Origin of the sequence: Arthrobacter sp. zg-Y877, from assembly GCF_030373105.1 — a bacterium.
In the GTDB taxonomy this organism is placed as follows: Bacteria; Actinomycetota; Actinomycetes; order Actinomycetales; family Micrococcaceae; genus Arthrobacter_B.
In genome coordinates this window covers 384,173-408,547 of sequence record NZ_JAUCPU010000007.1, presented here as the reverse complement: position 1 = coordinate 408,547, position 24,375 = coordinate 384,173, and the positions used below count along the sequence as shown (strand labels likewise).

19 protein-coding genes are annotated in these 24,375 nt (G+C 66.1%); 4 read left to right on the top strand and 15 right to left on the bottom strand.

The genetic code is table 11. The features are described from left to right. Positions 1-23: 23 nt before the first annotated feature. The 3 genes from QNO03_RS12740 to QNO03_RS12730 all read right to left on the bottom strand — a co-directional run bounded on the left by QNO03_RS12740 (position 24) and on the right by QNO03_RS12730 (position 3,343). On the bottom strand, positions 24-1,166 hold the full coding sequence (locus QNO03_RS12740; protein WP_289603544.1) for a serine hydrolase domain-containing protein: 1,143 nt from the start codon (positions 1,164-1,166) through the stop codon (positions 24-26). Positions 1,167-1,260: 94 nt separating this feature from the next. Then, a complete protein-coding gene (locus QNO03_RS12735) occupies positions 1,261-1,827 on the bottom strand; it encodes a GNAT family N-acetyltransferase (protein WP_289603543.1) in 567 nt (188 codons plus the stop codon). A gap of 133 nt (positions 1,828-1,960) precedes the next feature. Next, complete coding sequence (locus QNO03_RS12730; RefSeq protein ID WP_289603542.1) at positions 1,961-3,343, bottom strand: DUF2254 domain-containing protein; 1,383 nt, start codon at positions 3,341-3,343, stop codon at positions 1,961-1,963. 208 nt (positions 3,344-3,551) lie between these two features. Between QNO03_RS12730 and QNO03_RS12725 the strand changes: the two genes are divergently transcribed. Next, positions 3,552-5,492: an MFS transporter gene (locus QNO03_RS12725; protein WP_289603541.1), complete on the top strand. Its 1,941-nt coding sequence runs from the start codon at positions 3,552-3,554 to the stop codon at positions 5,490-5,492. Positions 5,493-5,494: 2 nt separating this feature from the next. Further along, complete coding sequence (locus QNO03_RS12720; RefSeq protein ID WP_289603540.1) at positions 5,495-5,959, top strand: MarR family winged helix-turn-helix transcriptional regulator; 465 nt, start codon at positions 5,495-5,497, stop codon at positions 5,957-5,959. On the opposite strand, the gene QNO03_RS12715 is transcribed toward QNO03_RS12720, so the two are convergent. The 3 genes from QNO03_RS12715 to QNO03_RS12705 all read right to left on the bottom strand — a co-directional run bounded on the left by QNO03_RS12715 (position 5,943) and on the right by QNO03_RS12705 (position 9,414). Beyond that, positions 5,943-7,565 carry an ATP-binding protein gene (locus QNO03_RS12715; RefSeq protein ID WP_289603539.1) on the bottom strand — a complete coding sequence of 541 codons (1,623 nt, stop codon included), beginning with the start codon at positions 7,563-7,565 and terminating at the stop codon, positions 5,943-5,945. The two genes, QNO03_RS12720 and QNO03_RS12715, sit on opposite strands and share 17 nt — an antisense overlap. Then, positions 7,558-8,373, bottom strand: coding sequence for an alpha/beta fold hydrolase (locus QNO03_RS12710; protein WP_289603538.1), 816 nt, complete (start codon positions 8,371-8,373; stop codon positions 7,558-7,560). The genes QNO03_RS12715 and QNO03_RS12710 overlap by 8 nt, the downstream gene beginning before the upstream one ends. Before the next feature lie 543 nt (positions 8,374-8,916). Beyond that, the gene (locus tag QNO03_RS12705; RefSeq protein WP_289603537.1) at positions 8,917-9,414 is read right to left on the bottom strand and encodes a MarR family winged helix-turn-helix transcriptional regulator; all 498 of its coding nucleotides are present in this window, start codon (positions 9,412-9,414) and stop codon (positions 8,917-8,919) included. 95 nt (positions 9,415-9,509) lie between these two features. Here QNO03_RS12705 and QNO03_RS12700 point away from each other — a divergent pair, with 95 nt between their 5' ends. Next, positions 9,510-11,372 (top strand): ABC transporter ATP-binding protein, encoded by a 1,863-nt coding sequence (locus QNO03_RS12700; RefSeq protein WP_289603536.1) that lies wholly within the window; start codon positions 9,510-9,512, stop codon positions 11,370-11,372. Between the two features lie 22 nt (positions 11,373-11,394). On the opposite strand, the gene QNO03_RS12695 is transcribed toward QNO03_RS12700, so the two are convergent. From QNO03_RS12695 to ctaD, 9 genes are all read right to left on the bottom strand, one after another. Next, positions 11,395-11,772 carry a VOC family protein gene (locus QNO03_RS12695; RefSeq protein ID WP_229946267.1) on the bottom strand — a complete coding sequence of 126 codons (378 nt, stop codon included), beginning with the start codon at positions 11,770-11,772 and terminating at the stop codon, positions 11,395-11,397. Positions 11,773-12,165: 393 nt separating this feature from the next. Beyond that, positions 12,166-14,685: an MMPL family transporter gene (locus QNO03_RS12690; protein WP_289603535.1), complete on the bottom strand. Its 2,520-nt coding sequence runs from the start codon at positions 14,683-14,685 to the stop codon at positions 12,166-12,168. 37 nt (positions 14,686-14,722) lie between these two features. Next, positions 14,723-15,388 (bottom strand): TetR/AcrR family transcriptional regulator, encoded by a 666-nt coding sequence (locus QNO03_RS12685; protein WP_289603534.1) that lies wholly within the window; start codon positions 15,386-15,388, stop codon positions 14,723-14,725. 57 nt (positions 15,389-15,445) lie between these two features. Further along, positions 15,446-16,423, bottom strand: coding sequence for an aldo/keto reductase (locus QNO03_RS12680; RefSeq protein ID WP_289603533.1), 978 nt, complete (start codon positions 16,421-16,423; stop codon positions 15,446-15,448). Positions 16,424-16,450: 27 nt separating this feature from the next. After that, the gene (locus QNO03_RS12675; RefSeq protein WP_289603532.1) at positions 16,451-17,335 is read right to left on the bottom strand and encodes a Rieske (2Fe-2S) protein; all 885 of its coding nucleotides are present in this window, start codon (positions 17,333-17,335) and stop codon (positions 16,451-16,453) included. A gap of 137 nt (positions 17,336-17,472) precedes the next feature. Beyond that, on the bottom strand, positions 17,473-18,843 hold the full coding sequence (locus tag QNO03_RS12670) for an FAD-binding oxidoreductase (RefSeq protein ID WP_289603531.1): 1,371 nt from the start codon (positions 18,841-18,843) through the stop codon (positions 17,473-17,475). Positions 18,844-18,928: 85 nt separating this feature from the next. Further along, entirely contained in the window at positions 18,929-20,767 is a 1,839-nt protein-coding gene (locus tag QNO03_RS12665; RefSeq protein WP_289603530.1) for an L-lactate permease, read from the bottom strand. 287 nt (positions 20,768-21,054) lie between these two features. After that, positions 21,055-21,519: a DUF4383 domain-containing protein gene (locus tag QNO03_RS12660; RefSeq protein WP_289603529.1), complete on the bottom strand. Its 465-nt coding sequence runs from the start codon at positions 21,517-21,519 to the stop codon at positions 21,055-21,057. Between the two features lie 111 nt (positions 21,520-21,630). Next, positions 21,631-23,385: an aa3-type cytochrome oxidase subunit I gene (gene ctaD, locus QNO03_RS12655; protein WP_229946241.1), complete on the bottom strand. Its 1,755-nt coding sequence runs from the start codon at positions 23,383-23,385 to the stop codon at positions 21,631-21,633. 196 nt (positions 23,386-23,581) lie between these two features. On the opposite strand from ctaD, the gene QNO03_RS12650 reads away from it, so the two are divergent. Next, positions 23,582-24,361 (top strand): SDR family oxidoreductase, encoded by a 780-nt coding sequence (locus QNO03_RS12650; protein WP_289603528.1) that lies wholly within the window; start codon positions 23,582-23,584, stop codon positions 24,359-24,361. Positions 24,362-24,375: the final 14 nt, after the last annotated feature.

Genomic DNA, 24,375 nt, shown 5'->3' with positions numbered 1-24,375 from the left:
GCATACCGGGAATCCCGGAATCCCTATCGCCGATTCGCCTGGCCACTCCCCCGCAGCTCTCCGAACGGCTTCCAAAAGAAGTCGAAGTGGCCCTGCGGGCTGCTCATAAACCGCTGGGTGAACACAACGCCGATATCCCCGTTCGGGTAAACGGCGGCACTGGTCCCGGACCCGCCGGCCCAGCCCCACATACCCGGCTCGGACCATACGGCGCCGAGGCCTGTCTGCACGGCGGTCATAAAGCCCCAGGACTCGTCGGGTCCGGCTACTTCGGCCACGCCGGCCTGCTGCAGGGAGGTCAGCTGGTCCACGGTCATCTGGTGCCGCAGTTCAGCCGGCAGCACGTTGTCATCGGCCAGTCCGGCGAGGAACTGCACGAAGTCCGGCACGGTGGACACCATGCCGCCGGCCAGGGACGCGAACTTCGGCGGACCTGCCAGTGCGTCCCGGTAGGACTCCGCTTCGAAGAGCCCGCCGTCGTCGTTGGCCGCATACACTCCGGGGAAATGCTCGTCGCCGGTCGGAAACCCGGTCCCGGTCAGCCCAAACGGTTCGCTGATCCGTTCCTGCACCAACTGACCCAGGGGCGTGAGGGCGGCGGCGGCGAGCAGCACCGAGAGCACGTCCGCGCTCGAGTGGTACATCCAGCGCTCCCCGGGCTGGTAGGCCAGCGGGACGCTGCCGAGCCGGGCCAGATACTCCTCGGGTGTCATGTCCGGCGGATTGGGACCCCAGAGGAAATCCTGCGTCGCCGCCACATACGGGGTCGGGTCAAAGTCGACACCCAGTCCCGCGGTGAAGGTCAGCAGGTGGCGCACCGTGAGGGGGCCGCGGGAAGGTACCGTCAGGGTCAGCGGGGCATCCGGAGTCACCAGCACGCGGGGGTTCGCGAGGGCAGGGAGCCAGCGGGCAACCTCGTCGTCCAGGCTCAGCGTGCCGTCGGCTACGAGGCTGAGGGCCAGGGCGCCGCCAAACAGCTTGCTCAGCGAGGAGATCCGGAACGGGGTGTCCTCGGCCATGGGCCCGGACTGCTCCAGGTCCAGGGACCCGACGGCGAAGATTTCGGTCTGCCCTTTGATCCGCACCCCGGCCACCAGCCCCGGGCACCAACCGGATTGGACGGTCTCGGTCAGCCTGTCCCAAAGAGGTGCGGCAATGCCTGGCATGGCTCTACTGTCCGCTTGCCCCGGGGAGGGAGTCAACGGACGGAGGCTCCGGGTCCGCCGAAAAGGACGATTGCCGGCGCCCCACCTCCGCGGGCTACGCCTTGGGTTCCCGCAGCGCCGAATAAATCAGCAGGTCCCGGCGCTGGCCGGAGATTTCCATGTAGCTACGCAGCAGACCCTCCCGCTCGAAGCCCGCGAGTTCGGCGGTGCGGGTCGAGGCGGTATTCCACGGTTCGATGTGCAGCTCCACCCGGTGCAGTTCCGGAAGCGTCCAGGCGAACTCCAGAGCGGCCAGCAGCGCGGACGCAGCGAACCGGTGGCCGCGGGCCGACGGCGTAATCCCGTACCCGGCCTGGGCGCGGCCCTTCTCCAACTCCCGGATCCACAGTCCCAGCTGGCCCACGCAACGGTCGGTGCCGGCCTCGGCCACCGCAAAGGAAAACCCGGCACCCTCCCGGTACCGGTTCCGCTGCCGGTCCACCCACTCCATGGCCTGCTCGGGGCTCGCGTTCCCGGGAAGACTGCCGATGGCGGGAAAATACTCGTCCCGGGACATCTCGATGACCGTTGCCACATCCTCATCCCGGAAGGCTCGGAGCCGTATGTTTCCGTGCTGCGGATCGGTGGACGGCCAGGCTGGCATGCCGGTGCTGGTTTCCATGGCCACAGCCTGCCACAGCCGCACGCCCGGCGGCACGAGGAGCGGCTGCTGCGGCGGGTTTGCTGCGGCTAGTCCAGCACGGCGGTGGTGCGGCGTTTGACGAGAGCCTGTAGTTTTTAGCCCCTGAACACCGTTAAACCGACCGGGTCTCCCCCGCCCGGTCCGTGAAGGCGGACCGCAGGTCCCCGGCCAGCGCTTCCTCGACCCGGCGGGCCATGTCCCGGACCTCCTGCTCATCGGCGACGGCCAGATCCCGGGAGGTGCTCTCCAATACCAGCGAGGACTGCCGGCGGATCTCCTCACGCTGGTCGTCGTTGACGGCGTTGGCAGCGCTGTCACGCAGCAGCCGCAGGATTGCGCACAGCACAATCGGCTCGGAGTGGGCATAGCGGCGCACCGGCCCGCAGACCAGGTCCATGAAGTACCGGTAGTCCCGGCCGACGGTCACCAGACGCAGTACACCGTCGACGTCGGTCTCCCCCTCCGGCCCGAGCCGGCGGCGGGAGAGATCCACCAACAGGTCCGCGCAGTAGCCCAGCGCGTGCGCTGCGGTGATCGGGTCATTGATGCTCGGTGACAGGGCCTTGACCGTAATATCGGTCAACTGGCGCAGGCCCAGCGCCGCGTCCTGCTCCGGCGTCCGCTCGTAACCGATCTCCAGGGCAGCAGCCAGAGCCTCGCGCATCGCCTCCTCCGGAACCGGTCCGCCGTCGTCGCTCCAGGCCCGGGCCACGGGTGTCCCAACGATGACATGGTCCCCGGGCTGCACCTCGATCCGCATGGTCAGCCCGTACTCGTGCAGCATCTGCACCAGCGGTTTGGCTTGCACCGCCTGGATGATGCCGCTGCGGCGTACCGGGATGGGAGTGCCGCCGTCGGGCTCCGGAAAGTCCTGCACCTCGCCGCTCCCGGACTCCGGATAGGTTTCACGCAGCACGGCCAGGCAGCCCTGGTGCGCGTTGAGCATCATGGTGTCCACGCGCAGGGACCGGGTGATGTGCCCGATAAACAGCAGCAGCACCACACCGCAGGCGATCCCGAGGATGTAGACGAGCCCCACCACCAGCACGGGGACGGGCCGGTCCGCATCCATGCCGTGCAGTCCGGTAATGGAGACCATGAAGGTGCCCATCAGCACGCCCAGGATCGTCTGCGTGCGGGCATCGCGGGCGAACTCGCGCAGCAGCCGGGGCGAAAACTGCTGCGAGGCCAACTGCAGGGCCACCACGGTCAGCGAGAAGGTCACGGTGGCGGCGGTCATCACGCTGGTGGCCACCGTCTGCAGCAGGCTGCTTGCCGTATCGACGCCGGTGGGCCAGATCCAGCGCGCCCAGACGGCGTCGGCTTCCGGGCGGACCTGCAGCAGCACGAGGGTCAGCAGCACCGCGGCGAGGGAAGCGCAGGTGGGCCAGAACCAGAGGGACGCCCGCAGCGCGTCCCGTGATAGGTGGAACCGTGGTTCCGGACCCGGGTGGCGCGGCGGGAAGGTGGACGGACCATACATGCTGTTGCTCATCGGCGCCTCTTGGAAGGTGGAATCTCGGCCACTCTCATTGTGCCCGGTTCTCCTTTGTGCGGCCCAAAATCCGTGCGTAGTGACGACGTCGTCACGTACCCCCATGAGATCGCTCACGGACAGGCACATATCGGCAGGGCAGGGGAAACCCCGGACGTACCGTTGATTTAAATCAACCTTTGACCTTCGTCAGCTTTTTGGAGTGCGCATGTCCATTTCCCCTGCCCCGCAGGGCGCTGCCCCCACCACCCGCGCCGAGGCCAGGGCAGAAGCAAAGCGCAAGCACCGCGCCATCCTTCAGGCCCTGACCGGCCTGCTGCTGGGCATGTTCGTCTCGATGCTGGCCAACACCGTGGTGAGCACCTCCCTGCCGGTCATCATTTCGGACCTCGACGGCGACCAGGCCGCCTTCACCTGGGTGGTCACCGCCACCCTGCTGGCCACGGCGGTCTCCACCCCGGTCTGGGGCAAGCTTGCGGATCTGCTCAACCGCAAGGTCCTGGTCCAGCTGGCCCTGATCATCTTCATTGTCGCCAGTGCGGCCGCAGGTTTCGCCCACAACACCGACTGGCTGATCGCCATGCGCGTGATCCAGGGCATCGGCGCCGGCGGCCTCGGTGCGCTGACCCAGATTGTTATGGCGGACATCGTTTCCCCGCGGGAACGCGGCCGCTACATGGGCCTGTTCGGTGCCGTCATGGCCCTGTCCACCGTCGGCGGACCGCTGATCGGCGGCGTCATCACGGATACCGTCAACTGGCGCTGGAACTTCTACGTGGCGGTGCCGCTCGCCGTCGTCGCACTGGTGATGATCCAGAAGACCCTGCACCTGCCGCCGCTGAAGAAGCGGAAGGTGCAGATCGACTACGCCGGCATCGTCCTGCTTTCGGCCTCCGTATCCTGCCTGCTCATCTGGGTGTCCCTGGTGGGCACCGACTTCGGCTGGGCCAGTGCCGCCACCGCATGGATGGTGGGCGGTTCGCTGCTGGGCCTGGCCGCGTTCGTAGCCGTGGAACTAAAGGCATCGGAACCGCTGATCCCGCTGAGCCTGTTCCGCAACCGGACCTTCACCTTCTCGGTGATCGGATCCCTCGCCGTCGGCGTCGCCATGTTCGGCACTACGGTGTTCCTGTCCCAGTACATGCAGCTGGCCCGCGGCGCCTCCGCGACCATGTCAGGGCTGATGACCATCCCGATGATGGCAGGACTGCTGATCATCTCCACGCTCGTGGGCCGGATGATCACCAAGACCGGCAAGTGGAAGGCCTACGTGGTGGTCGGATCGGTGCTGCTCACCGCAGGCCTGGTCCTGATGGGCACCATTGAATACGACACCAATTTCTGGCTGGTCTCGCTGTATATGTTCCTGCTCGGTGCCGGCGTGGGCATGGTGATGCAGAACCTGGTGCTCGTGGTGCAGAACGACGTTTCCACCCGGGACCTCGGCGTCGCCAGTTCCAGCATCAACTTCTTCCGCACGATCGGCGGCACCGTGGGCGTGTCCGCGCTCGGCGCGGTGCTGGCCACCCAAGTCACCGACCGGCTGGCGCAGAAGCAGGGCGAGCTGATGTCCGCCATCACTGCGCTGGGTGAAGAGGGCAAGGAAGTCGCCGCATCACTGGCCTCCGGCAGCATCCCGGATGTGAACGCCCTGCCCGAATCCGTGCGTTTCATTGTCGAATCGGTGTACGGCTCCTCCGTGGCGCACATCTTCATGATCGCTGCGCCGCTGGGGCTCCTGACCCTGCTGGCCGTGCTGTTCCTGCCGAACCTGCCGCTGGGCAGCATGACCCGGCACGAGAAGATGCAGGCCGAAGAATCTGCCGCGGCGTCCGGGAAAGCTCCCGCGACGGCTTCCGCTACGACCTCCGAGACCGTAGCGGCCGTGTCCGAAGGTGCCGCTGGCCATACCCCGGAGTCGCCGGCAAAGGACGCACCCGCAAAGGACGCGTCGTCTGGAAAAGGCTCGCCCGCCGTAAAGAACGCAGCCACGAAGCGCGCGCCCGCAGCAAAGGGCGCGCCGGCTGCAAAGGGGGCGCCGGCTGCAAAGGGTGGACCCTCCGGAAAGGCCGCGCCGACAAAGGGCGCACCCGCAGCAAAGGGCTCGTCATCCGGAAAGGACGCACCCGCGGGAAAGGGTAAGAACTAGCCGTGACGACGCCGGTAGCGGGGGACGCTGGCGATGGGACCTTCGAGTCCTCTGTCCTGGAGGTGGAACGCGAGTTCTCGGTGACACTTGCGGCAGCCCGCCGGATCTTCAAGGATTGCGCCGCAGCCGTCCATCCGGCCCTGCAGCCCTTGGGGTTCTCGGTGCTGATGACCCTGTACCGCACCGGGGAGTGCCAGCAGGGCGCCGTGGCCGAAGCACTTCAGGTGGACAAAGCCCTGCTGAGCCGGACAGTTACCCAGCTGGAAACCCTGGGCCTTGCGGCCCGGCGGGCGGACCCCTCCGACGGACGGGCCCAGCTGCTCGACCTGACCCCCGAGGGCCGGGTCCGCTTCGAAGGTGTACACAGTGCGAAGCGGTCCCGGCTGCGGGAGCAGCTGGGAAGCTGGACTCCCGCCGAGCTCAGAAACCTTTCCAAGCTGCTGAACAAGCTCAACGAGCGGGACTGATCCCGCCCGCAGTCTCCACACCGGGCAGGGATACCGTGAACTCGCTTCCCTCCCCCGGGCTGCTGACGAAGCTCAGCTCGCCGCCATGGGCCGCCACGATGTTTCTGGTGATCACCAGTCCCAGGCCGACGCCGGGAATAGCAGAGGCAATGGCGCGGCGGGCGCGGAAGAATTTTGTGAAGACCTTTTCCTGTTCGGCTTCGCTCATCCCGATCCCGGTGTCCGCCACGCAAAGCCGGACCGCCTCCGCGTCCTGCCACAGCCGCACCGTCACCGTCCCACCGCCGGGTGAGTACTTCACCGCATTGGACAGCAGGTTATCGACCACCTGTGCCAGGCGCTGCGGATCCACGTCCGCAATCAGCGATTCCGGAATGTCGGTTACCAGCGCCACCCGGCTCGCAGCGGCCTTCGGGGCTGCCGACACCACACCCGCCCGCACAATTTCGGCAAGGTTCATCGGGCGGCGGTCCATTTTCGTGGCGCCCGACGCCACGGACAGCAGATCGGAGACCAGTGCCAGCAAGCGTTCCGAGTTGCGCAGCGCAATCTCGATGGCTGATTTCACCTGCGGAGACAGCCCCTCCTCGTCCAGGGCGAGGTCCAGGTAGCCCATGATGGAGGTCAGCGGAGTCCGCAACTCGTGCGACACGCTGGCTACGAACTCTTCCTGCGCCGCCACGGCACGGACCAGCCGGCTGACGTCGCTGAAGGCAATCACGGATCCGGAGAAGGATCCCTCGCCTTTAATGGGCCGGGCCGAAACGTTAAGGGCCATCTCATGCTCGCCGGCACCGAACCATACCAACTGGTCGGAGAAGGCCTCTCCGGCGGCGGCCCGCCTAGCGGGGTTATCGGCATCGCCGATGGGCGTCACCCGGTCCGGACCGAACATCGTTTGTTCCTTCGCGGTGATGGGAATATCCCCCATGACCCGGCGCCAGCTGGAGAGCAGGTGGGTGTTGGTAAGCAGCGTGTTGCCCTTCGGATCCACCACCAGCAGGCCGACGTCGGCGGCGTCCAGAACCGATTCCAGCAGGGCCTCGCGTTCCCGGCTTTCCAACAGGTTCGCCTGCAGGATGCGGTCCTTTTCCTCCAGGGCCTTCTGCTTTTGCCGGATTTCCTCCTCCGCTGCGGCCCGGGCCGCTTCCGCCGCCTCTGCTTTCCGCAGGGCCGCCACGAGATCCTGCTCGTAGAGCCGGCGTTCGGAGGCGTTAAAAACGGCAATCCGGTCAATCTCGGCACCGTTCCCACCGTCTTCGGAGCGCACACCTGAGAGGAGCACCGGGACACACTCCCCGTCCGCAGACACCAGGTCCGCCGCCATTTCATTGAAGCACCCGGATACTGCGAGCTGCGGCACGGCATAGGAGGAGAAGAGCACTTGGTCCGCCCGCGGCATCAGGTCAAGGATGTTGCCGCCGAGCAGTCCGTCCCTGGAGCGCCCGGTCCAGGAGGCCAGTGTCTGGTTGACATCCAGGATCGTACCGTCCGTGGTGAGGACGAGATATCCGGAGGCCGCAGCATGGAAGTGTTTCTCGTAGTCCGTGCCCGGGTCGGTGTTTTCCGGGTTCTTGTGCCGGGGGTGGCCGTCAATGCTAGGCACGGATGCTCGCCTCCAGGTACTCCAGAATGGCCCCTGCAGTTTCCCGGGGAGAACTAAGGTGCGGCATGTTCCCGCGTGCTAACAGGTCCACACGCGTGCTTTGGGAAAGATGGCTGTGCAGGAACAACGACGCCGGTTCCGGGGTCAGCGGGTCGCCCGGGGACTGCAGGATCAGGGCCGGGACAGACACCTGGGGCAGTAGTTGCCGGACGTCCGCGGCGAAAGACATCTCCAGGAAGTCACGCACATACTCCGGACGCAACCGGCACATGTTCTCCGCCAGTTCGCCGCTCACCTCGGAGCCGGGTTCCGCGCCTGCTATTTCCGGCGCCATCGCCCGTGCCCACAGGGGGTAGTTGACCTCCACCATCTGCAGGACAGCCTCGATGTCCTCCGGCTGAAGCCCACCGGAGTACCCCTCGTCGTTCACATAGCAGGGCGAGGCGCAGAGCAGGACAAGACGCGCGATCCTCGGACTCCGCGTCGCCGCCGCCAGTGCCATCGTGCCGGCGATGCTGTGCCCGACGACCGTAGCGTCGTCCAGCTCCAGCACATCAATGATTTCGATCAGGTCTGCCAGGTAACCCTCGAAGGCAGCATATTTAGCGTCGCCGTAGGCATCCGGATCAGCACCTCCGGTTCCAACATGGTCGAACAGCACCACTTTGTAGGTGTCCGTAAAGAACGGCAGAATCCGGTCCCAGATGACCTGGTCACAGCCAAAACCCTGCGCCAAAAGCAGCGCGGGACCGTCCGTACGTCCGAGGACCCGGACATTGTTGCGGTGGATCACTGCGTCCGCATTCATCCTGTACCTTTCGTTGGTCTTGTTCACGCCTCGCTGGCAGCGCAATTGGCTGTGCACCGGGAATCCGGTGCGGAGCAGGCTGGTGGACGGGCCTCTGGCCTGTCAAAGGGGAAGAATCAACGTCCGCCCAACTGGTTTTCAGCGGCAGGAAAGCCGGAGAACCAACATTGTCATCCGGCCATTTGGCCGACGCGCTGCCGGATTCCGGCCCCTGCCCTACAAGGGGCGGGCAGGCTTTTCAGCGGGTGAAGGGGAACTGACTGCGGGCCCTGCTGTGGCCGGAGCGGCACACGGAGCAAAGGACTTACCGGTCGTATTGCGCATGAAATGGAAACCTTATAACGAGACTGTTTCAATCACCGGCGAGTTCGCCGGAGCGGAAGGCGCGAAAAGCGCTGGATTCCTCTTCGAAACCTAACAGAACGACCACCACAGGAGAAAATCAGGTGGCTTAGTTTCGCCGAAATGGACATCCAAACGAAGCCCTCATAAGTCTCGATGCGGACCTGCGTCGATGTGAGCTTCTAAATCGAAGACTCAGCGTTAGCCTTTCAAGCCGTCCCCGCTCCCGCTGAGCTCCCCGAGGATCCGTGCGAGCTCTACCCGGTCGCCCGGTTCCAGGACGGAAAAGAACTCATCTGCCTCACGCTTCCGGTCCGCCAGCACCGTGCCACGCAGCTTTTCCCCCGCGTCGGTCAGCCTCAGCAGGGTAGCCCGACGGTCGGTCGGGTGCGCCCGGCGCTCCATGAGCCCCTTCGCGGTCAATTGATCCACCACCTCGGTGGCTGACCGCGGGGCAATACGCAGCCGCTCCGCCAGTTCCTTCAACCGCAGCCCCGGCTCACCGGCTTCGCGTGCGCCGACGGGCGCATCGGCGGGCCCACCCCCCTCCGGCTCAGCCGCCCGGGCCACCGCATTCATCGCCCGGAACTGATGCGGGGTCAGCTCATACGGTGCGAGCTGGTGCATCCACCGCTTCCGCAGCCCGCGGAACGCCGCGTGCATCAGTTCTCCCAGAGCGGCCGGATCCGTGTTGTCCATGAAGACGAGTCTACCCACATTTGCCGGTAACCACATAATGAGGTAACCTCTGCATTAGCTGCCGCCTCGCACCTCACGGCAGCACAGGAGGAATCATGGCTATTCCCGAAACGGCCCCTGCGGCCCCCGGAAGCGGCAGAGGATCAGGTGGCGGGCCCGGCCCCGCGAAACTGAATCCCGCCGATCAAAAACAGCTGAACCGGCATCCGGTTTCCCTGCGGCGCATCGCCGCACTCTTCGCCCCACACAAGGGGACCATCGCCGTCGTCGTACTGCTGATCACCGCCTCCTCGGTGGTCGGACTCGCCCAGCCGTTCCTGGTCCGGGCCGTGATCGATGACGCACTGCCGCACGGCAACACCCGCCTGCTGCTGTTCCTCACCGCATCCATGGTGGGCGTGGCGGCACTGACCGCGGCGATCGGCGTTGTGCAGACCTGGCTGGCCACGAGCATGGGCCAGCGCGTGATGCATACCCTGCGCGTGAAGCTCTTTACCCACCTGCAGGCCCAGTCGCTCGGCTTCTTCACCCGCACCCGCGGCGGGGAGGTGCAGTCCCGGCTCACACACGATATTTCCGGCATGCAGTCGGTCGTCACCACCACCGCCACGGGCGTGGCCTCCAACCTCACGACGGCGGTTGCGACCGCCGTCGCGATGGTGGCCCTCTCCCCCGGGCTGAGCCTGATCTCGCTCGTGGTGCTGCCGCCGGCGATCTGGCTCTCCCGGCGCGTGGCAATGATCCGCCGCGACGTCACCGATGAACGCCAGCGCGAACTCGCCGCCCTGCACACCCAGGTGGAGGAGGGCCTCTCGGTCTCGGGCGTGCGGCTGGCCAAAACCCTGGGCACCATCCCGCGCGACGCCGACCGGTTCCGCGCCCGCTCGGAGACCCTCGTGGGCCTGGAGCTGCGCAGCCAGCTCGCCGGGCGCTGGCGGATGGCGACCATGCAGATTGTCTTCGCGGCCATTCCGGCCGTCATCTACCTCGCCGCGGGGTTCCCTGCCACCAACGGCGGAATGACCATCGGCACCCTGGTGGCGTTCACCGGACTGCAGGCGGGCATCTTCCGGCCGGTGATGGGCCTGCTGAACATCGGGGTGCAGTGGGTAACCGCCCTGGCATTCTTCAGCCGGATCTTCGAATACCTGGATCTTGAGCCGCAGATCCGCCCTGCCGCCGCTCCCGTCCGGCTGGATCCGGCCGCGGTCCACGGTGACGTGCGGTTCCAGGACGTGCATTTCACCTACGACGACGGCACCGAAGTCCTGCACGGCATCGACCTGACACTGCCCGCCGGGACCACCACCGCCGTCGTTGGATCCACCGGCTCCGGCAAGAGCACCCTGGCGTCCCTGCTGCCGCGGCTGAACGACACGAGCTCCGGCAGCGTCAGCATCGATGGCGTGGACGTGCGCGAGCTGGCCCCCGAGGACCTGGCCCGGATTGTCGGCGTCGTCTCCCAGGAGACCTATCTGATCCACGCTTCCATCCGCGAGAACCTGCTGCTCGCCGATCCGGACGCCAGCGACGACCAGCTCTGGTCCGCCCTGGCCGCGGCGCAGATGGCCGACACCGTCGGCGCCCTGCCCGAGGGCATGGACACCCTGGTGGGGGCGCGCGGCCACCGTTTCTCCGGCGGCGAGCAGCAGCGCCTGGCCATTGCCCGCACCATCCTGCGCAATCCGCCGGTCCTGGTCCTGGACGAGGCCACCTCGGCGCTGGACAACACCACCGAGGCGCAGGTGCAGCTGGCCCTGGAGCACCTCTCCGCCGGGCGCACCACGCTGACCATCGCCCACCGGCTCTCGACCGTGGAGAACGCGGACCAGGTGGTGGTGCTCGACGCCGGCCGGGTCATCGAGACGGGGTCACCGGCCGAACTCCGGGCAGCCGACGGCGCATTTGCCCGGCTTGCCGCGCACACCGCCACGCTGGAGGACAACCTCTCCCGCTAGCCGGAAGCCAGGGCGCCGGGATTCAGTCGTCCTTCCAGCCAACACAGAGGCAGAAGGGGTGGCCTGCCGGATCCAGGAACACGCGGAAGGTCCTCCCCAGCTGGTGCTCGTGTTTGGTTGCCCCCAGCGCGAGGACAGCAGCCTCGGCCTCGTCCAGGTCATCAACATCCACGTCGATATGCATCTGCTGGGGCATGTCCTGGCCCGGCCAGGCCGGCGGCGCGTAGTTCTCCACCTTCTGGAAGGAGTAGCGCTGACCGGTGACGTCGGAGATTTCGGTCCAGTCGCCGTCGTACCCGTTCAAGTCCACCTTCCAATCCAGGAGGGTGCCGTAGAAGGTGGCGAGTGCCACGGGATCCGGGCAGTCGATAACAGTGATGGGAGCGCGTGCGATAGCCATGGGAGGAAGCCTAGGACCAATTGCGGACAACCACTGTCCGCATGGAAACTTTTTCGCGCCGTGGCGCATCTGCTGCCAGTCTGTGTTTCTGCTGCCAGGCTGCGGTTCTCCTGCCGTTTTACGTTTTTCCTGCCGTTTTAAACCGACAGTAGAAACGCAAAGTGGCAGTAGAAGTTCAGCCGCGTGCCTGCATGGCCCGATTCAGGGCAACAATCGCGTCAGCGGCCGCCTCCAGCGCCTCCCGCTGCTCATCATCCAGGCGGGCGATTCCGGCGCGGATAGGCCCCGCGCTGCTCCCCGGAAGCCGGATCCCCCTTCCAGGGACCAACGAAAACGTGCCGCCCTTCCCGAAGGAAGGACGGCACGTTTTTGTGTGGTCAAGACCGGCGGGAGCTAGCTCCGGGCCGGTTCCTCCACCTCGGAGCGCGACTCATCCACATGCGGATGGCGGCGTTCCAGGGAGGCACCCTCGACGTCGACGTCGGGCAGGATCTTGTCCACCCACTTCGGCAGCCACCAGGCCTTGTCGCCTGCCAGGTGCATCAGGGCGGGGATCAGCAGCATCCGCACCACGAACGCATCCACCAGGACACCGAAGGCCAGGGCGAAGCCGATGGGCCGGATCATCGTGCTGTGCGAGAAGATGAAGCCGCCGAACACGGACGCCATGATGATTGCCGCAGCGGCGACCACCGACCGGCCGGCCCGGAAGCCCTGGGCGACGGCGAGGCGCGCCGGCGCTCCGTGGACATAGGCCTCACGCATGCCCGAGCCCAGGAAGAGCATGTAGTCCATCGCCAAGCCGAAGAGGATGCCCGCCAGGATGGTCGGCAGGAAGCTCAGGATCGGGCCGGGGGTCTCCACGCCGAAGATGCCGGACAGCCAGCCCCACTGGTAGATCGCCACTACGCCGCCGAGGGCTGCGAAGTAGGACAGGATGAAGCCGAGGGTCGCGATGATCGGAACGAAGATCGACCGGAACACCAGGATCAGGATCAGCAGGGACAGTCCCACGACCACACCGAGGTAGAGCGGCAGGGCCTCGCCCAGCTTCTCGGAAATGTCGATGTTGCCGCTGGCGGAGCCGGCCACGCCGATCTCATAGTCGCCGTTTTCGCCCTCAACCGGGGACATGCCACGCAGCGAGTTCACGAGGTTCTCGGTGGATTCGCTCGTGGGGCCTTCTTCCGGAATGACTTGGAAGGCAGCCACGCTCCGGTCTTCGGAGGTGCCGATGGGAGCAACTGCCGCCACATCGTCCTGGTCGAAGATGGCGGTGGCAATCTCGTTCTGGGCTACCAGCGCTTCCTCTTCGCTGGGCTCGCCCGGCAGTTCCGCCACCAGCAGCAGCGGGCCATTCTGCCCTTCGCCGAACTTCTCGGAAACGGCGGCGTAGGCCCGGTACTGGGTGGTGTCGTGCGCTTCGGCGGATCCGTCGGGCAGGTTCAGCCGCAGGTCCATTGACGGCACCGCCAGCAGCAGCAGTGCGGCAATGGAGGCCACCACCGTCACCACGGCGCGGATGGAGGACATGGGCTTGGCTTCCGCGAGCTGCGGGCGGCCCTCCTTGGCGGCAGCGCTTTCGGACGGGTGAATTGCGGCCCGCTCCTTGCGGCTGAGGATGCGCATGCCGACAAGCTTCAGCAGTGCCGGCGTCAGGGTGACCGCAACCAGCACGGCGATGGCGACACAGGCCGCGCCCACGGTACCCATCAGGCCCAGGAACGGAATTCCCGTGACGTTCAGGGCGAGCAGGGCAATGAACACGGTTGCACCGGCAAACACCACGGCGTTGCCCGAGGTGCCGTTGGCCAGCGCGATGGATTCCTGCAGGGGAAGGCCGGTCTTGAGCTGGCGGCGGTGCCGGTTCACGATGAACAGTGCGTAATCGATGCCCACGGCGAGGCCGAGCATCAGGCCGAGCACCGGGGTTACCGACGCCATCTCGACGACGCCGGAGAACGCCAGCCCACCCAGGGCACCGATGCCGACGCCGATCAGCGCGGTCAGAAGCGGCAGCCCGGCAGCGATCAGGGTGCCCAGCATAACGAACAGGACCACACCGGCGATGACGAGGCCAACCACCTCGCCGATGCCGAAGAGCGCCGGAGCAGCGGCCGAAATTTCAGCGGAGTAATCCACCTTGACCCCGTCGACGGGCTCGTCCTCAAAGAGGGCCACCACGGCGTCCTTGGTTTCCTGCGTGATCTCCATCTGCGACTCAGTGAAGGTCACGTTCAGGATGGCGGCGCTTCGATCCTCGGAAACAGTGCGGATTTCCTCGGCCATATCCAGCAGGGCTGCGCCCTGCTCGGCCTGCACGGCGCCGGCTTCCAGCTCTTCACTGCCTGCGTCCAGCTCCGCCCGCTTGGCATCCAGCTCGGTCTGCTGAGCATCCAGCTGGGCCATCATTTCAGCGGGTGCACCCGCCGCTTCGGCCTGCTGCCGTGCGGCGTCGAGCTGGCTCTGGCCGGCCTCCAACTGGGCCCGGCCGTCCTCAATCTGGGCGCGGCCTGACTCAACCTGCGCCAGGCCCGCCTGCAGCTCCTGTGCCTGGGCCTCCCGGTCGGCCTCGGTGGCGAACGGGTCGATGACGTTTTCCACCCCGTCCATCTCGGAGGCCTTGCCGACCAGCTCGGTGATTTCCTGCTGCTGCTCACCGGTGAAGCTGGATCCGTCCTCAGTCTGGATCATCACTGACCCGGACCCGCCCGACGCCTGCGGGAGCTTCTCCTGCAGGCGCTCAGTGACCTTGGTGGTGGGCGTATCGGGAATGGAGAACGCGGTGGTGAGGGTGCCGCCGAAGAGCGTGTAGGCAACACCGGCCACCACGAGCACTGCGAACCACGCCGCCAGCACGGAACGCGCACGGCGTGCGGCCGCCGATCCGAGGCGGTAGAGGAATTCAGCCATTGAGAGTCTGTCCTTTAGAGGGATGGTTGGAGGGAAACTACGGATTGGGGGAACTAGGGCGGGCGTCGCCGGCCGGCCCGGCAGCGTGGCCGGCCCTGACGGTCTCGAGGAGCTGGTTCAGCATCCGCTCCCAGCTGACCCTGGACGCGGGGGTGTCAACGGCGCCGGTGGCGCAGTGCCAGTGGTGGTACAGCACCCCCAACCCGCTGGTGAGTGCGCCCACGAGCAGGTCCACACTAAGCTTGTCCGCCTCCGGGTGGCGCCGGAGCATCACGGCCGAAAGCCGCTCGCTGAGCTCGGTAAACGCACGAAGCGCCATGGGATGCGCGGCCACTGCCGGCCCCCCGTCGCCGAGTACGCGGTTCAGGTAGGCCATGGGCGCCACCAGGTCCGCCTTGCGGAACGCCTCGGCAATCTCATCGAGCATCCCCATGCCCGCGGCGTCGGACGCCGGGACAGCGGTCAGGCTCGCGACGGCGGAACTGAGTACGTCGCTGCACACCTCGGAGACGATGTCGTGGATGGAGGCGAAGTGATTGAAGACCGTCCGCCGCGAAACATCGGCGCGCCGGGCCAGCTCGTCCACGCTGAAATCCGTGGCCTGGCGCTCGTCGATAAGCGCCGCCGCGGCAGCCACAATGGCCTGGCGATGGCGGCTTTTGAGCGCCTTGCGGCGGTCTTCGACCGGGAGGGTGGATAACACGTTTCTACACTACGTGCATCTTTGCACTCGGTGCAAAGCGTTCCAGGGGACCGCCGGTCAGTACCGGGCGCCCTCCGGCTGCGGTGCGTTGTTGAGCATTACCAGATCCTCGCCGCTGAGGACCAAGTCCCCGGCGGCTACGTTTTCCCGCAGATATTTCGGTGTTTTGGTGCCCGGGATCGGAATGACCCGGCGGCCCTGGGCCACCACCCATGCGAGTGCCACCTGCGCCGGCGTCGCACCCACCCGTTCCGCGACGTCGTGCACCCGCTGCACAATCGCCAGGTTTGCCCGCAGGTTCTCCTGCTGGAACCGCGGGAGCCTCCGGCGCATGTCGTCGGGCGGAAGGTCATCGAAGGACGTGAACCGGCCGGTGAGGAAGCCGCGGCCCAGCGGCGAAAAGGCCAGGAACGCCAGGCCCTGCTCCTCGCAGTAGGGGACGACGTCGGCGAGCCGGTCCCGGGTCCAGAGCGAGAGTTCGGACTGCACAACAGTTACCGGATGCACCGTCTGTGCCAGCTGGATCTGTTCCACGCTGGCTTCCGACAGGCCGATGGCCCGGGCCTTGCCGTCACGGACCACCTCGGCCATGGCGCCCCAGGATTCCTCCAGCGGCACCTGCGGATCCACCCGGTGCAGGATGTACAGGTCAACGTGGTCGGTGCCGAGCCGGCGCAGGCTGCCGTCGATGGACTCCCGGATGTGCTCGGGGCGGCCGTCCTTCTTCAGTCCGGGCATGGTCCCGGCGGCCGGGGCCTCGTTGCTGACCTCCAGCCCCACTTTCGTGGAGAGCACTACCCGCTCCCGGTAGCCGTCCCTCAATGCCCGGCCCACCAGTTCCTCATTGGTATAGGGTCCGTACACATCAGCGGTGTCGACCAGGGTGGCCCCCAGCTCGACACCTCCGCGGATCACCGAGATGGACGTTTCATCGTCGCGTTCCGCGTCCATGTCATAGGCGTAGCTCATCCCCATGCAGCCCAGGCCGATAACTCCGACCTCCGGTCCATTGGTTCCCAGATTTGTCGTGCGCACAGCAGCCTCCTTGATTGGCGGGCAGGTTCAGGGTTTAACGCTCACCTCCAGCAAACCGTCCCGGATCCGGGTGGAAAAGGACGGCTGTGGAGCAGTCGCCGGCCCGTGCACCACGTTCCCCGACTGCACGGAGAAGGTGCTGCCGTGCCAGGGACAGACAATGCACAGCTCGTTTTTCACTTCCCGCAGTTCCCCCTCGTACAGCGGACCGCCGAGGTGGCTGCAGGTGTCCGCGAGGACGGCCACCGCACCGTCCGCGGCGCCGTCGGTCCGCTTGAGCACCATCAGACTCACCGGTCCGAGCCTCGCCGGCTGCGGAACGCCGGATGCGAACGCATCCACCGGTCCCAGTGAGTGCCAGCCTTCCGGCACCTTCGCCGGGAAGTCCTCATTGCGGTTTACTCCGGCACCCTGCCGGTAGGACAGGTGCCCACCCAGGAACCCGCTTACGCCGGTGACCGCCAGGCCGGCGAAGGCGAGGACGCGGCCCAGCCCCGTCCGGCCCTTCCCGCGCACCAGCCAGGACACGGAATAGAGGCCGACGGCGATCGCGTTGGAACCCTGGTGCACAATCCCGGTGCGTTGCTGCTCGGTATTCAGCTGCGAGAAGTCCGTAACGCCCGCGAGCGCGGTGGGAGCGGCCGCCACTACTCCCACGCCAACCAGTGTCCGGGCGGCCCGCTCATTGCCGGGCAGCACGTCCAGCACCGCGGCGGATACCCAGGCCCCCAGCGGCACCACGATCATCAGCGGGTGCAGCGGATGCCCGAGGGGAACACCGTGCAGGACGTCCCGCACGGCAGGCCACGGCAGTAACGACTTCGCGGTCCTCGCCACCCATCCGGCGGCCGGGTCCAGCCACCCCGCGTTTTCCAGCTTGTCGGCAACAGTAACTAAGGGCAGTCGGCGCATGGGGCTCTCCTCACGGGGTAAACACCTGGTGGACTGCACAGGGTAGGCGCCGCCAAGGACGTCCGCCACCGAACCCGCAGCACGGCGCCGCTTCGGCCACTGTTGCGCAGGCCCATGCGACCGGGAACCACCCCGGCCTAAAGCGCCTTGCCCGGATTGAGGATGCCCAGCGGATCCAGGGCGGTGCGGATCGTGTGCATCACCTCCAGGGAGACCCCGCCCAGTTCCTCCTCCAGCCAGTCCCGCTTGAGCAGCCCGATCCCGTGCTCGCCGGTCAAAGTGCCGCCCAGCCGGTGCGCGAGGTAGAACATCTCCCCCAGGGCCGCCTTGGCCGGTCCCGTGGTCACGGAATCCTCCGGATCCAGCACGATCATGGGATGCAGGTTCCCGTCCGAGGCATGCGCGATGGTGAAGATGCGGACCCCGGTGCGGGCGGAAATCTCTTCGAGCCCGCTCACCACTTCGGCCAGCCGTCCCCGAGGAACGCCGATATCGCCGATGGACACCCGGCCCAGCTTCTCCAGCGAGGGGATGGCTTCCCGGCGGGCGGTGATCAGCGCGGCGGCATGCTCGTCGTCGACGGCCCGCTCACAGCTGCCCAGCGTTGTCAGGACGTCCATCACCACATCCTGCTCCAGGAACGCCCCGTACCCGTCTGTCTGTACCAGCAGGAACGCGCCGCCCTTGGACCGGTAATCGGTGCCCATGGCCATGTCCACCGCTTCAAGCGTGGGCCCGTCCATCAGCTCCATCACCGAGGGCTGGATCCGGGCGGCGACGACGGCGGACGCCGCCTGGGCCGCAGTGGTGACATCCGGGAAGAAGGCGGCCACCGTGGCGGTGTGCACCGGCAGCGGACGCAGCCGCAGCGTGGCTTCGACCACCACCCCGAGGGTTCCCTCCGAACCGATCATCAGGGCATTGAGGTCATACCCGCTGACGCCTTTGATCGTCTCGCGGCCGGTGCGCAGTTCCCGTCCGTCCGAGAGAATCACGCGCAGGGCCAGCACCGACTCCCTGGTCACGCCATACTTGGCGCAGCGCATGCCGCCGGCATTGGTGGCAATGTTTCCGCCGATGCTGCAGATGGCGGTGCTCGCCGGGTCCGGAGCGTAGAACAGGCCGTATTCCGCCGCGGCGGCATTCAGGTCGGCGTTCAGGACACCGGGCTCCACCACCGCCAGCTGCTCCTGGGGGTCGATGCGCAGGATCCTGTTCATGCCCGAAACATCGAGTACCAGCTCACCCGCCCGTGAGGACGACGCCGCCGCGAGCCCGGTGCCGGCACCCCGGGGGACCACCGGAACGCGGTGTTTGGTGGCTCGCTGGAGGGTGGCGACGACGTCGTCGGCGGAGCGGGCGAAGACCACCCCGTCCGGCAGGGATTCGGGGACAAAGCCGGAGCGGTCGGTGCTCACCCGTTGCCGGTCCGCTTCAAGGAAGGAGACGGATGGGAAGCCGCTTAGGACGGTACTGCCGGAAACCGGGTCAAGTGAATGCGTGGTCACGGGTTTCTCCTTTGGAGTTCGGCGCGGGGTGCCGGTCAGGATGCCGGAACGCAGGACGTCGGGTTTCTGGGGGGTTTATTTGGGCTCAAGGGACCATCCAGCCAAGAATCGACGTCGACTGCAGCCAGATCAGCAGGGTGATGAACGCCAGCAGGCCCAGGCTCCAGCCGATGAGCTTGCGCAGCAGTGTTCCCTCCGCCCCTTCCAGCCCGACGGCGGCCGAGGCGATGGCGAGGTTCTGCAGCGAGAGCATCTTGCCCATGACCCCGGCGGAGGAATTCGCCGCGGCCATCAACGTCGGTGACAGCCCGGTCTCATTGGCAGCGGCCACCTGGAGGGCCCCGAAGAGGGAGTTCGACGAGGTGTCGGATCCGGTGAGGGCCACCCCGATCCAGCCCAGCAGCGGGGAGAGCAGGGCGAAGAACCCACCCGCGGATGCCAGGGCAACCCCGAGGGTGGTGGTTTGGCCGGACAGGTTCATCACGAAGGACAGGGCCAATACGGAACAGACCGTCAGGATGGTCCAGCGCAGCTGCTTCAGGGTTTCCCCGTAGACGCGTACCCCGCGGGACGGTGCAATCCGGTACAGCACCATGGTGATGATGCCGGAGAACAGCAGCAGGGTCCCGGTGGCACGGATGTGGTCGAAACGCAGGGTCTGCGCAGCCACAGGCTTGCCGTTGGAGCCGGTGACATCCAGGCCCGGCCACAGGAAGGTGGTGCTGCCGATACTGGTCAGCCAGGTCTTGACCGCTGGGATCTGGGCGAGGGAGAACACCACGATGATGATCAGATACGGAGCGATGGCCATCCACACGTCGTGGCCCGAAGGCCGGCCGGTGTGCGAGGTGGTGCCGCTGGCGGCGCCGTCTCCATCCCCACCACTCCCGGACTTAACGCCGTCAGCCCCGGTGCCGGCGCCGGCCCCCACGGCGGTGGCTCCCCCGGCGACTCCCCCGGCGGTTCCCCCGGCTCCGGCCCCGGGACCCGCGCCCCGGCCGGAGCCGGTGAGGGTGTCGGTTCCGGCAGTTTCATCCAGCGACTCGGCTTCCCCCGCGTTCTCGGCCTCCCGGGTTTCCCCGGTCATGCCGATAATCTCGGCCGGCTGCCAGACCCGGAGCATCAACAGCACGGCCACCACCGTCACCACGGCGGCAACGACGTCGGTCAATTCCACGATGAAGAAGTTCGAAGCCACAAACTGCGCCAGCCCGAAGGCCGCTCCGGCCACCAGGGCAACCGGCCAGGTCTGCCGCAGCCCGCGCTTTCCGTCGACAAGGAAGACCAGGATCAGCGGAACCACCAAGGCAATGAACGGCGTCTGCCGTCCGGTCATGGAGGACAGTTCCTGCAGCGGAATGCCCGTGACGCCGTTCAGCGCAATAATCGGTGCTGCCATGGCGCCGAAGGCCACCGGTGCCGTATTGGCCAGCAGGGCAACGACGGCGGACTTCAGGGGCTGCATGCCTGCTGCCATCAGCATGGCGGCCGCAATGGCCACCGGTGCGCCGAAGCCGGCCAGGGATTCCAGCAGTGCGCCGAAACAGAAGGCGATGAGGATGGACAGGATACGCAGATCGTCGGAGATGGACCGGATGGTGCGCCCCAGGACCTCGAACCACGGCGTTGCCACGGTCAGCTTGTAGATCCACAGGGCATTGATCAGAATCCAGAGGATGGGAAAGATGGCATAAAAGGCACCGAGGCCCGTGGCCGAGGCGACCTGGCCCACCGGCATCTGCCAACCCACGATGGCCAGGATGATGGAAAGCCCCAGGCTGATCAGGGCCGCCTGATAGGCCTTCATCCGGAACACGCCCAGCAGGATAAACAGGATCAGCAGCGGCAGCGCCGCAAGGATTGCGGACAGGGCAAGGGAACCGGCAATCGGGTCGAGCGGTTGTTGGAATGCAGCAGTCGTCACAAAAACTCCTTTGTTTTTGTTTCCACATCCACGTGATGATGCGTTCGACCCTAGGCCCGCCCTACTGCAGGGTCAACGGTCTGCGCGGAAGCACCGCCCGCCTGCCCGCCAGTCCGCTGCTGCGCCGAGACCCGTCCTGCCTCCGGTCTTCTATTTGCCCCGGATAAACAACCGGTTAAACACAGCCGCCGCCGTGTTCCCGGCGGTGAGGCCAGGAACCGCGGCGGCGGCTGGGTGGGGGTATGGGGCGGGCAGGCAGACGATATCTGCCTACCCGGTGCGTTCAATTAGACGCGGGCGGCCGGGGCGTCCCGGCGATCGCGGGTCAGGGCAAAGCCCGAACCAATCATGGCAACCGCGAGGAAGCCGTGCAGCCAGTTATCCGCGGTGTTCAGCGGAACGAAGTTGGCCGCGGAGTCATGGCCGATGAACAGGCCGTAAACCAGCAGCAGTGCGTAGACCGCGCCGCCGCCGATGAGGTACTTGCGGGCGCCCGTTACCGTGCGGGAGAACATCAGGCCGGCGATGCCGAACAGGAGGTGGACGATGTTATGCAGAGCGGAAACCTGGAAGATGCCCAGCAGCTTCGCTTCGGAGTGGTGGCCAGCGAAGGTGAGTTCGCTGTAGTTGGTGGTTACGCCCGGGATGAAGCCCAGGACGCCAACCAGCAGGAAGACGACGCCGAAGGCCAGCGCGGCCTTCTGGACATTCGTGCGCCCGGAGGCTGCGACAGTATTGCCATGGTTCGACATTGCCAGTACCTAACTTTAGTTTCTAACCCCGAGTGAATACCTAGGGGACTACTTAGAAACATACTAAGCATACTTAGCTCAATGTCCTAATTGCTCGGATTGGCAAAAGAGTTATTGCCGGGGATCGGGATTGCGGGGTTCCTCGCTGCCCATATCCGCGGCGCCAAAGAGTTTTTCGGCAGGTGAATCGGTGTCGGAATTTGCCCGCGCCATTAGTTCCGGATGATGCAGGTCCAATGCCGGACGCTCCGAGCGGATCTTCGGCAGCGAGGTGAAGTTGTGCCGCGGCGGCGGGCAGGATGTTGCCCATTCCAGGGAGCCCCCGAAGCCCCATGGATCATCCACCTCCACCTTCTTTCCGTGCCGCCAGGTGGCGTAGACATTCCAGATGAAGGGAATCATGGACAGCGCCAGAATTGCCGAGCCAATGGTGGAGAGCTGGTTCATCCCGGTGAAATTATCCTCCACCAGGTAGTCCGCATACCGCCGGGGCATACCCAGCACGCCCAGCCAATGCTGGATCAGGAACGTCGTGTGGAAACCCAGGAACAGCAGCCAGAAGTGAATTTTACCGAGACGTTCGTTGAGCATCTTTCCCGTGAATTTTGGCCACCAGAAATAAAAGCCCGCAAACATTGCGAATACGACGGTGCCGAACACCACGTAGTGGAAGTGTGCCACCACGAAGTACGTGTCAGAGACGTGGAAGTCCAGCGGCGGGGAGGACAGGATGATCCCGGTCAGGCCGCCGAAGAGGAACGTGATCAGGAAGCCGATGCTCCACAGCATGGGGGTTTCAAACGTGATGGATCCCCGCCACAGGGTGCCGATCCAGTTGAAGAACTTCACCCCGGTGGGCACTGCAATCAGCATGGTCATGAAGGAGAAGAACGGCAGCATCACGGCGCCGGTTACGTACATGTGGTGTGCCCAGACCGTGACGGAGAGCGCGGCAATGGAAATCGTGGCGAAGACCAGGCCCTTGTAGCCAAAGATCGACTTCCGGCTGAAGACGGGGAAGATTTCGGACACGATGCCGAAGAACGGCAGGGCAATGATGTAGACCTCGGGATGACCGAAGAACCAGAACAGGTGCTGCCAGAGGATGGAGCCGCCGCGTTCGGGGTTGTAGATGTCGGCCCCGAAGCGGCGGTCCGCGCCCAGGGCGAAGAGTGCTGCCGCCAGGGGCGGGAAGGCCATCAGGACCAGAATCGCCGTCACCAGGGTGTTCCAGGTGAAGATCGGCATCCGCCACATGGTCATGCCCGGAGCCCGCAGGCAAATGATGGTGGTGATGAAGTTGACCGACCCCAGAATGGTGCCGAAACCGGACAATGCCAGTCCGAAGACCCACAGATCACCGCCCAGGCCGGGGCTGAACGCAACGTTGGACAACGGTGTGTAGGCGGTCCAGCCAAAGGACGCGGTGCCCTGCGGGGTGATGAACCCGGACAGTGCTATCAGCGAGCCGAACAGGAAGAACCAGAACGCGAGGGCATTCAGGCGCGGGAACGCGACGTCGGGCGCCCCGATCTGCAGCGGCATAATCACGTTCGCGAAGCCGGCGAAGAGAGGGGTGGCGAACATCAGCAGCATGGCCGTGCCGTGCATGGTGAAGAGCTGGTTGTACTGCTCCCGGGTCTGCAGGATCTGCATGCCGGGCTCAAACAGTTCGGCACGGATGAGCAGTGCCATCACGCCTGCCAGGGAGAAAAAGACAAAGGACGCGATCAGGTACATGTACCCGATGGTTTTGTGGTCCGTGGACGTGAGCCAGTTGACGACGATGCGTCCCCTGGATACGGGGACCACCCGGGGTGCGACGAAGGTTCCGTCCGGTTCCGCGGTGTATTTCATTGTCGACATGGAACTATCCCGATCCGCCGAAGGGTACTGCCCTGCCAGAACGACCTGTGCTTGGTATCGTAGGGCGGCGGCGGACGGCCCGCCAGAGGTCTCGGACAATCCGCGGGCGGGGCCGGGCGATGGCGCGGAATCCGCGTAGGCGGACCTGTTCGGGAAACCCGTGCCACAGGTGCAGGCGGCAAGGCAGAATCGGGTCATGGATACCCACACCCAATCGGCCGACCCATTTGCGCCCCGCGTCGCAGTCATCACCGGAGCCGGCTCGGGGATCGGCCGGGCGACGGCGCGGGCGTTCCTGGCCGCCGGCTTCCGGGTGGTCCTGGCCGGACGCCGGGAGGCGGAACTGCGGGACACCGCCGCCGGAGCCGGAGAAGAGGCGCTCGTACTGCCTTCGGATGTCACGGTGCCCGACGACGTCGAGCGGCTCTTCGCAGCCACCGCTGGCTCGTTTGGGCGGGTGGATGTTTTGTTCAACAATGCCGGCACCCTCGGCCCCACCGGCAGCGTCGACGAGCTGAGCCTCGAGGACTGGGACAGGACGCTGGCAGTCAACATCACCGGCACCATGCTGTGTTCCGCGGCGGCCGTACGGCACATGAAGGCTCAATCCCCGCAGGGCGGGAGGATCATCAACAACGGTTCCGTCTCGGCGCACACGCCGCGGCCGCTGTCGGCCGCATATACGGCCACCAAGCACGCCGTGACCGGCCTGTCCAAGGCCATTGACCTGGACGGCCGGCCGTTCGGCATCACTTGCGGCCAGATCGACATCGGCAATGCCGACACCGAACTGCTCAGCGGGATCGGGGGCGGCCAGGGCGCCCTGCAGGCGAACGGCACCCGGGCCGTGGAACCCGTGTTCCCGGTGGAGGAGGCCGCGGCCGCCGTGCTGTTTATGGCTCAGGCCCCGGCTTCGGCGAACGTCCGCTCGCTCGTGGTCACGGCATCCGGCATGCCCTTCGGCGGCCGCGGCTGAGGCGTTCCGGGGTG